Origin of the sequence: Aromatoleum toluolicum (assembly GCF_012911005.2) — a bacterium.
Taxonomy (GTDB): Bacteria; Pseudomonadota; Gammaproteobacteria; order Burkholderiales; family Rhodocyclaceae; genus Aromatoleum; species Aromatoleum toluolicum.
On record NZ_WTVS01000041.1, the window covers coordinates 44,416 to 53,033 of the forward strand.

The 8,618-nt window shown below is 65.7% G+C and carries 9 protein-coding genes; 4 read left to right on the plus strand and 5 right to left on the minus strand.

Annotation, left to right across the window (positions count from 1 at the left end):
* Positions 1-15: 15 nt before the first annotated feature.
* The 5 genes from GPA27_RS18135 to GPA27_RS18155 all read right to left on the minus strand — a co-directional run bounded on the left by GPA27_RS18135 (position 16) and on the right by GPA27_RS18155 (position 4,595).
* Positions 16-1,311, minus strand: coding sequence for a TolC family protein (locus GPA27_RS18135; RefSeq protein ID WP_169141894.1), 1,296 nt, complete (start codon positions 1,309-1,311; stop codon positions 16-18).
* Positions 1,312-1,446: 135 nt separating this feature from the next.
* Positions 1,447-1,884, minus strand: a complete 438-nt coding sequence (locus tag GPA27_RS18140) for a hypothetical protein (RefSeq protein ID WP_169141895.1) — start codon at positions 1,882-1,884, stop codon at positions 1,447-1,449.
* 29 nt (positions 1,885-1,913) lie between these two features.
* Positions 1,914-2,414 (minus strand): MerR family transcriptional regulator, encoded by a 501-nt coding sequence (locus tag GPA27_RS18145; RefSeq protein WP_169141896.1) that lies wholly within the window; start codon positions 2,412-2,414, stop codon positions 1,914-1,916.
* Positions 2,415-2,583: 169 nt separating this feature from the next.
* On the minus strand, positions 2,584-3,906 hold the full coding sequence (locus GPA27_RS18150; protein WP_169141897.1) for a heavy metal sensor histidine kinase: 1,323 nt from the start codon (positions 3,904-3,906) through the stop codon (positions 2,584-2,586).
* A gap of 2 nt (positions 3,907-3,908) precedes the next feature.
* Positions 3,909-4,595 carry a heavy metal response regulator transcription factor gene (locus GPA27_RS18155; RefSeq protein ID WP_169141898.1) on the minus strand — a complete coding sequence of 229 codons (687 nt, stop codon included), beginning with the start codon at positions 4,593-4,595 and terminating at the stop codon, positions 3,909-3,911.
* Between the two features lie 167 nt (positions 4,596-4,762).
* Between GPA27_RS18155 and GPA27_RS18160 the strand changes: the two genes are divergently transcribed.
* The 4 genes from GPA27_RS18160 to GPA27_RS18175 all read left to right on the plus strand — a co-directional run.
* The gene (locus tag GPA27_RS18160; protein WP_169141899.1) at positions 4,763-5,101 is read left to right on the plus strand and encodes a DUF4148 domain-containing protein; all 339 of its coding nucleotides are present in this window, start codon (positions 4,763-4,765) and stop codon (positions 5,099-5,101) included.
* A gap of 162 nt (positions 5,102-5,263) precedes the next feature.
* The gene (locus GPA27_RS18165; protein ID WP_169141900.1) at positions 5,264-5,626 is read left to right on the plus strand and encodes a hypothetical protein; all 363 of its coding nucleotides are present in this window, start codon (positions 5,264-5,266) and stop codon (positions 5,624-5,626) included.
* A 164-nt stretch (positions 5,627-5,790) separates the two neighbouring features.
* On the plus strand, positions 5,791-7,116 hold the full coding sequence (locus GPA27_RS18170) for a TolC family protein (RefSeq protein ID WP_169141904.1): 1,326 nt from the start codon (positions 5,791-5,793) through the stop codon (positions 7,114-7,116).
* A 16-nt stretch (positions 7,117-7,132) separates the two neighbouring features.
* Positions 7,133-8,618 (plus strand): efflux RND transporter periplasmic adaptor subunit (locus GPA27_RS18175; RefSeq protein WP_169141901.1); only part of this gene is annotated, 1,486 nt, incomplete at its 3' end.

Sequence of the window (8,618 nt, forward strand, 5' to 3'; positions counted from 1 at the left end):
TTCCATGGGCTGGGCTCAAGGACGGGACGTCGCCCCATCGTGGTCGGCCGGGATCAGGTAGTTGAGTTGCGCCCACACGCGCGCGGTCTCCAAATCGAGACGCAGGCGGTCCAGGCGGGTGTCGATTTCGTTGCGGCGCGCATCGAGCACGGCGGCGAGGGTCACCGTGCCACCGCGGTAGCCGGCCAGGGCCGCACGGGTGCGCTCGGCGGCCAGCGGGATCAGCGCGCCGTCGTAGCGGGTCAGGCGCTCCCGGTTGCCCTGCCACTCCTGCAGCATCGCGCGGGCCTCGGCGAGGTGTTCGCGCGACGCTTCTTCGCGCTGGGCGCGCATCTGCTCGGCGACGGCGAGCCTGGCGGCCAGTTCGCGGTCTTGGCGATGCTTCTGGTCCCACTGCAGCGGAATCGAGACATTGAACGAGACCATGTTGGAGAAGGCCGGACCGCGCTGGTTGACCATCAGCTCCGCGGTCCAGTCCGCCTGCTTGTTGGCGCGCGCGAGTTGGGCCTCGGCCTCGGCGATTTCTTCCTGCTTGCTCAGCGCCAGGATCTGCGGGTGGTGGGCAAGGCGCGCATCGAGGTCCGCGGCACTCATGCGGACGGCGTCGGTCGGCGGGGGCGCGCCCAAGGGCAGGTTCGCGTCGTCGCCGACCCAGCGCGCCAACCGGATCCGGGCGGTTGCGACTTGTCGTTCCGCCTCGGCGATACGGTCTTCGATCTGCGCCACGGCAGCACGTGCGGCGAAGACATCGGCCTGCGATCCCTTTCCGCCGCGGTAAGCGGCCTCGGCTGCCGCGATCTGCAGTCGCGCCTCGTCGCGCTGGCCAAGCAGGATCTCGCGCGTGCGTTCGAGGTAGTGACGCTCCATCCAGGCCAGTGCCGTGTCACGCTGCAGGTTGGACAGCACCAGCGCACCACCGGCCTGGGCGGCCTCGGCTTCGCGCTCGAAGCGCGCTGCCCCCGCCTTGCGCTTGTCTTCGCGGGTGAATTCCTGCGCCACGCCGATCGAGCGCATGGTCATGAAATCGCGCTCGAGACTGAACCGGTCCGGGCCGTCGATCGGCAGATTGTTGATGCCGGCCTTGAGCACGGGATCAGGCAACTGGGCGGCCGCCACCGCCATCTCGCGGGCGGACGTGGCGGCGGCGCCTTGGGCAGCGAGTTGGCGCGAACGGTCTTGGGCCAGGCGCAGCGCCTGGTCGAAAGTCAGTACGTTGTCGGCATGAGCGGCGAGGGTCGTGACGCCGAGGGCCAAGGCGAGGGCGTGCGCGACGACACGCCGCCGCGTGAAGCGGAATGAGTCGGAAAACATCAGATCTCCAGACAGGGAAACGAATCTGCTCGGGATGAATCCGCGTGCCGGCGAGTCGAAACCCGCAAGCACGGACGAGCAAAACCGCTGCGCCGTACGACCGCTCAGGTCGTCAGCGCAGTGTCGTCTGGAGGATCAAATGCGGAAGCAGCAGTGCAGGATGGCGTGCGGCGGGGAGGCGGCAGCGAATAGGCCGGCCGACGCGGTGGCGGACCGGGGCGGCGCCGCCGGTTCCGGCAACAGGGGAAGGGTGTAGAGGCTCGACAGCAGGATCGCCGGCAGCGTCGGGGTCTGCGTCTGATCGCTCTGCTGGCCGAAATGAAAGTGTTCGACGCAGAGATTGGGATTATCGGGGTCCGGCTGGCCCATCTCGGGGCACCCGGACATCACGTCCATGACCGGCATTGCGGTCTCTGGTCCTGTCACGGCCGTCGCACGATCTCCGACGACTGGACTGCCATTTGAAGCCATGGTCGCCATGGCTGACGTATCGCTGACTCCGGCCGACAACAATTGCGGGCACGCGTATGCCGCGACCGCCATTTGCGTGAACAGCAGGATGCCGATCAACATCCGGCACACCAATCTTTTCACGCGTCGGATCATGTTGAATGCCCCACCGCGTCGGTTTGAGGGGGGCGGTCGTCAGCGCCTGTCGTCCGAGAGGGCCGCCGCGGTTCGCGGCTCGGGGTTTGCGCGACGGTGGGCGTTGTCAAAGCGGCGATGATCGGACAGGGCTGCGACTGCGGCGCTCGAACACAGCAGGAAACAAGTCCCTCCAGCGCGGAAGCCATCGCTTCCAGTCGACCGATGCGCTCGCGAATCTCGGCGACGCGTCGCTTCGTCAGTTCGCGCACCTGGACCTTGTCGCGTTCGACGCTCAATGACACCAGTTCGGCGACATCATCGAGCGAAAACCCCAGTTCCTGTGCCCCCTTGATGAAACGCAGACGCTGCACGTCATCGGCCGAATATTCCCTGAAGCCACCCTCCACACGCTGCGGCGCATCAAGCAACCCGCGCCGCTGGTAATAACGGACTGCCTCCACCCCGACACCGGCTGCGTCAGCAAGCTTGCGAATGGTGAAGGCGCGTGCGGGCATGAATAAAGCCGACCTAAACTCCGTTTTACACAACGTAGTTTAGTGTGGGCGAATTCACTTGTCTACGAAGGAAACGCGATGATTCTCCTGCTGGATGGAAGCGCATATCGTGAAAATGCAAACGTAGGCGAACTTGGCACATTGTTACCGTCCGCGCACTGCAGAGCAGTCACATCCCCAACGTGACCCCAATGGAGGTCCGACCGGCCACCGACCGCGCAAATGTCTGCCCGTCGTGCATGCGCGCGATCGCTGCGACGATCGACAATCCGAGTCCGTGATTGGTGCTCCCGTGTTCGCGCGCCGTGTCCTCCCGATAGAAGCGGTCGAACAGGCGTGGAAGATGTTCCGCAGGAATCTCCGGCCCGACGTTGCTGACGGACAAGCGTACGCCGCCAGATTTGTCGGGTTCGATGTCCAGATCGATCATTGACCCGCGCTCCGCAAATCGCGTCGCGTTGGCGAGGAGGTTCGATATCGCGCGCCGCAACAAACCCGCATCGAAGTCGCCGCCGCCGTCCCCGCAAACGCGAACGCTGACGCCGGCCTCCTGTAGCGCTGCATCGTGGAATTCGACGACCTCGGCCGCAAGGGCGGCGAGGCTGCCGACAGGGCTTCGGCGCGCCCGCTCGCCGCGATCGGCCTTTGACAGGAACAGCATGTCATTGACGAGACCCGCGAGGCGATGCAGGTCCTCGAGGTTCGATCCCAGCACGTCCCGCAACTCGGGAATGTCGCGTTCGCGGCTCAGCGCGAGTTCGGTCTCGCCGATCAGTGTCGCCAGCGGCGTGCGCAGTTCGTGGGCGACGTCCGCATTGAAGCCTTCCAGTTGCCGGTATGCGTTGTCCAGCCGCATGAGCAGCGCGTTGAACTGCGCGACCAGCGGCTGCAGTTCCTGCGCCTGCGCGGAGCCATCCAGCGGCTGCCCGACGTTTTCCGGATTCAGCGTGGCGGCTTGTCGAGCCAGGTCGCGAACGGGCAACAGCGCGCGCCGTACAAGCCACGCCCCGCCGGCGGAGACGACCAATGCGCCGGCCAGCGCACTCGCCAGCAGCGTCCACGCCAGATGCCTCAGCAGTCGGGCGTCGGAACTGCTGTCGAGCGCCAATTCCGCACGCAGCACGGACGTGGCTGACCACGGCGAAGGGATCTCGAATTCAATCCGTCGCAGGTTCGCGGCGGGCTCGGGGGCCGGCGGCGTCATGTAGAGGAGCGTCTCGGCGTCCTCGGTCAGCCGCAGTTTGAGGTCGGCATGGCCGATGAAAAAATCGTCGAGTTTGTGACGTAGGCTCGGCAGTTCCTCCGGCGTCGCGATCTCGCGGACAAGGTGGCGGATCACGTCCTGCTTGTGCCGCAGCTCCTCAGTCTGCTTCGCCGAGAAGTTGTGGTTGGTGGCCACATACACAACGATGCAGACGAATCCGAGCCCGATGAAGGTCTGCACTGCGAGCCACCACGACAGCCAGCGGCCTAGCGAACGCGGATTACGCATCTTCACGGTTCCCGGTCTTCGAGGACGTAGCCCATGCCGCGCACGGTGTGCAGCAATTTCTTCGCGAAAGGATCATCGAGCTTGCTGCGTAAGCGGCGCACCGCCACCTCAACAACATTCGTATTGCTGTCGAAGTTCATGTCCCACACCTGCTCGGCCAGTGTGGTGCGCGACAGCACCTGCCCGTGCCGGCGCAACAGCAGGGTCAGCAACGTGAATTCCTTGGCCGTCAGATCGAGCCGCTGCCCGGAGCGCGACGCCTTGCGGCGCACCAGATCGAGTTCGAGGTCGGCCAGCCTGAGGATCGTGAGATCCTGACCGGCCGTCGGAATGGCCCCGCGCCGCAACAGCGCTTGTACGCGGGCGAGCAGCTCGGACAGGGCGAAAGGTTTTACCAGATAGTCGTCCGCACCCGCCTGCAGACCCTTCACGCGGTCCTCCACCTTGTCCCGCGCGGTGAGCATCAGCACCGGTACGTGCTTGTCGCGCCGCAGTTCGCGCAGGACGGCGAAGCCGTCCAGGCCCGGCAGCATGACATCGAGCAGGACGAGGTCGTAACCCCCTTCGACCGCCAGGTAGCGACCCTCGGTGCCGCTGTGTGCGACATCCACGATGTAGCTGCTCTCGGTCAGCGCCTTGCGCAGGTATTCGGCCAGCTTCGGCTCGTCTTCGACGACCAGGATCTTCATGCGCGAATTATCGCGAAGAGCGCAGTGCCGCGACATTACGAATTCGTAATCGGGCTGTTCGCGATTCGACGTGGACGGTTTTCTACAGTACGTCCCGTGTCCGGCCGGACTGCAACGGCCGTTGCCCGAGCCGAACCGTCCCCTGCATCGACGAAAGGAAGCCCATCATGTCCAAGATCCGTACCGCCACCCTCGTACCCTTGCTCGCCGCCGTCCTCGCCGCGCCGGCCGCGGCCCTGGCCGGTTCGCTGTGGCACCCCGCAGACAACGAGGCCGGTTTCACCTTTCATCCCGACCATTCCACAGGCACCAAGACGCGTGCCGAAGTGCTGAAGGAACTCGAAGAGGCCAAAGCCGATGGCAGCTACTCGTACCTGCTGCGCGGCCTGCCCCCGCCTTCCCGCGATGTCGGACCCGGCAAGACCCGCGAAGAGGTGATCAAGGAGTTGGTGAACATGACGCCCGAGGAGCGGGCGCGCATGGACGAACTCTATGGTGATAATTGACAGGCTCGCCGCGGTGGCGGGACAGAGCATCGGCCTTCCCGGTGTTCGACCTTGCATGGCCGATGACCAGTTGTGGCGCCCGTCCCATGTTTTACCATTCCGTCCCGTTGCGCGTGCATCCACGAGGTGACGGAAGCTTTGCTGTCCCCTACAATCGGCCTCGTGCGAAATCTCCTGATCGCTTTCTTCGTGTTGTTTCTGCCGCTGCAGTGGGGAACCGCTGTTGTGGCGGCGTATTGCCAGCACGAAGAAGGTCCGGGTGCCATGGAGCATATCGGTCATCACGCACATCACAGTGAGCATCAGAGCAGTGTCCTGAAAGCGAAAGGGGCGCAGCAAGGCAAGGCGTGGGACGCGAGTTGCAGTGCCGACCACGAGCACAGCCATTGCACCCACGCCATCGTTCAGGACTCGCGCCTGCCCGAGATATTCGCATCCGGTACGGACGACAGCCCTTACGGGGCTTTTGTCCCCGACGCTCCGCGCGACAACCTGCTGCGGCCGCCCCAACGCCCCCTCGCCTGACAAGCCGGCGAGGGTAATCCGTGTCGTTCACGCGCCGATCGACGATCGATCGCGTACGCCCCCTCGTCGGTTTTCCGTGATCCGTTTCGTCGCGCCCGTCGCCCGATCGGATCGGCCTCATTCCCGACGAGGATTTCATGAGAAGAATACCCCCGAGGAGCGGCGTGGCGCTGTGTGTGGCGTTGTGTCTTTCCGTCGCCGCATGGGCGCAGGACCGCCCTGCGACCGCGTCTCCGAACCTTGAGCCGGTAGCGGCTGCGTCTGTGCCAACAGCTGCCCAAGCGCCGAGCCCGAGCGCCGCGGCAGGCGCACAACGACTCTCCCTGCATCAGGCCATCGACCTTGCGCTCACCCATAACCCGGATCTTGCGGGCGCCTCCCTCGAAGTAGGCGCCAACGAAGGCATTCGCCAGCAGGCAGGTGCATACCCCAACCCCGAAATTTCCTACCTGCAGGAAGACACACAGCGCGCAACACGCACCGCGACACTGCAACTGAACCAGCCGATCGAACTGGGTGGCAAGCGTGGCGCGCGGCTGGCTGCAGCCGAGCGCGGCTACGCCATCGCCACCGAGGATCTGGTGGCAAGGCGACTGGCGGTGCGCGCAGCCGTTACGACGAACTATTTCGATGCCCTCGCCGCACAGGAACGTGTGCGCGTGGCAGACGAAGCCCTTGAATTGGCCGATCGCGCCACGCGCGCGGCAGCTCTGCGCGTGAAAGCCGGCAAGGTGGCGTCGATCGAGGAAACCAAGGCGCGGGTTGCCGAAGCCGGCGTGCAGGTGGAGGCGAATCAGGCGCGCAGCGAGTGGCGCAGTGCGCAGGCGCAACTGGCTGTGCTGCTCGGCCAGGGCCAGCCTCATGCTTGGGTGCTCGACGGCCGTCTCGACGCGTTGCCGCCAGCGCCAACGCTGGAAGACCTGCAAAGACAGCTGGAGAACTCACCCGCGTTGCGGCGGGCGCGACTGGAGATCGAGCGCCGCATGGCCCTCACCGAACTCGAGAAGGCTCGCCGCATCCCGGATCTCACCGTCAGCCTGGGAGCCAAGCGCGAGGAAGCGCTCGGCCGCAACCAGGCCGTCATCGGCGTTTCGATCCCGCTGCCGCTGTTCGATCGCAACCAGGGCAACCTGCTGGAGGCGCTGAAGCGCGAGGACAAGGCCCGCGAGGAGCTGAGATCCGCGCAACTGCAGGTGTCGGCGGATGCCGCGCAGGCGCGCGAACGGCTGGAGTCGGCCCGCACGCAGGTCGGATCGCTCGCCACACAGGTGCTCCCCGGCGCGCAAAGCGCCTATGAAGCGGCGGTCAAGGGATTCGAACTTGGCAAGTTCAGTTTTCTTGAGGCTCTGGACGCCCAGCGGACCCTGCTGCAGGCGCGCGTGCAGGCGCTGCGCGCGATGGCCGATGCCCATCGCGCCCGCGCCGAACTGGATCGCATCCTGGGAAGCGGAGATGCGGAACCCGCGGCATCTGCGCCCGCTACCCGTTGAAGTCGTGGAGATCTTTATGAATGAACCGAAACCCAAGAAGCAGATGTTGGCGATTGTCGCCGTTCTCGCCGTCGGATTCCTGCTCGGCGCTGCGATCCTGACCAGCGAGAAAACCGCCCCGGCCGGCGACGGGCATGGCGGGCACGAGGAGGCAACCCATGACGACGAGAAGGGCGGCCAGCATGCCGACGGGCACGACGAAGAAGACGGCAAGGCGCACGCTGAGACGCCTGCCGAACCGCCCAAAGGTCCGCATGGCGGCAAGTTGTTGCGTGACGGACGCTACGCGGTCGAAGTGACTATCTTCGAGACGGGGGTCGAGCCGCAGTTCCGCCTGTATACCTATCTCGACGGCAAGCCGCTCGATGTCGACCAGAGCCAGATCGACCTCACGCTCGAACGTCTGGGCCAACCCGCGCAACTGTTCAAATTCGCAAAGGAGAAGGACTACCTCAAGGGCGACGCCGTGGTGGTCGAACCGCATTCCTTCGCGGTAAAGGTACGGGCGGTGCACGACGGCAAGCCCTACCAGTTCGGCTACGAACAGGCGGAAGCCCGCGTCGCGATGACCGATGCGCAGTTGCAGGGAGCGGGCGTGGAGCTCGCCACCGCGGGGCCGGCGACGATCGGCACCACCGTGCGCCTGCTGGGTGAGGTTCGCTACAACAGCGACCGCACCGTGCAGGTCGTGCCCCGCCTGGCCGGGCTGGTGGAGTCCGTGGCCGCCAACGCCGGCGACCGCGTCCGCAAGGGCCAGGTTCTGGCCGTGCTGAGCAGCCAGGCTCTGGCCGATCAACGCACGGAGCTTCTCGCGGCGCAACGCCGTCTCGCCCTTGCACGCACCACGTACGAACGTGAGAAGACCTTGTGGGAAGAGAAAATCTCCCCGGAACAGGACATGTTGCAGGCGCGGGCCGCGATGCAGGAAGCCGAAATCGATGCGCTGAGTGCGCGGCAGAAGCTGGCCGCGCTGGGCAGCGTGCCGGGCGGTGACGGAAGCCTGACGCGCTATGAGTTGCGCGCACCGATCGATGGCGTCGTGACCGACAAGCGGGTCTCGGTGGGTGAGGCGGTGAAGGAGGATGCCGCGTTGTTCACCGTGTCCGACCTGTCCTCGGTATGGGTCGAAGCCCCCGTCTCCGTGCAGGATCTGGCAGTGGTTGCAACGGGGCAGAAAGCGACCGTGCGGGCGAATGCGTTCGAGGCCGTAGCCGAGGGGCGTATCGCGTATGTCAGCCCCCTGATGGGCGAGCAGACGCGCAGCGCGGTGGCGCGCATCGTTGTGACCAACGACAAGGGACTGTGGCGACCCGGCCTGCCGGTCACCGTCGAGGTGGTGGCGGACGAAACGCAGGTGCCGGTGGCCGTATCGGCCGACGCGATCCAGGATCTGCGCGACTGGAAGGTGGTGTTCGGTCGTTACGACGACGCGCTCGAAGCCCGACCGCTCGAACTGGGCCGCAGCGACGGCCGTCATGTCGAGGTCCTGGGCGGGCTCAGGG

What these genes read in the sequence shown, in the direction of transcription:
- GPA27_RS18135 (WP_169141894.1), bottom strand. Translation starts at nt 1,311, where the DNA reads ATGTTTTCCGACTCATTCCGCTTCACGCGGCGGCGTGTCGTCGCGCAC.
- GPA27_RS18140 (WP_169141895.1), bottom strand. Translation starts at nt 1,884, where the DNA reads ATGTTGATCGGCATCCTGCTGTTCACGCAAATGGCGGTCGCGGCATAC.
- GPA27_RS18145 (WP_169141896.1), bottom strand. Translation starts at nt 2,414, where the DNA reads ATGCCCGCACGCGCCTTCACCATTCGCAAGCTTGCTGACGCAGCCGGT.
- GPA27_RS18150 (WP_169141897.1), bottom strand. Translation starts at nt 3,906, where the DNA reads ATGCGTAATCCGCGTTCGCTAGGCCGCTGGCTGTCGTGGTGGCTCGCA.
- GPA27_RS18155 (WP_169141898.1), bottom strand. Translation starts at nt 4,595, where the DNA reads ATGAAGATCCTGGTCGTCGAAGACGAGCCGAAGCTGGCCGAATACCTG.
- GPA27_RS18160 (WP_169141899.1), top strand. Translation starts at nt 4,763, where the DNA reads ATGTCCAAGATCCGTACCGCCACCCTCGTACCCTTGCTCGCCGCCGTC.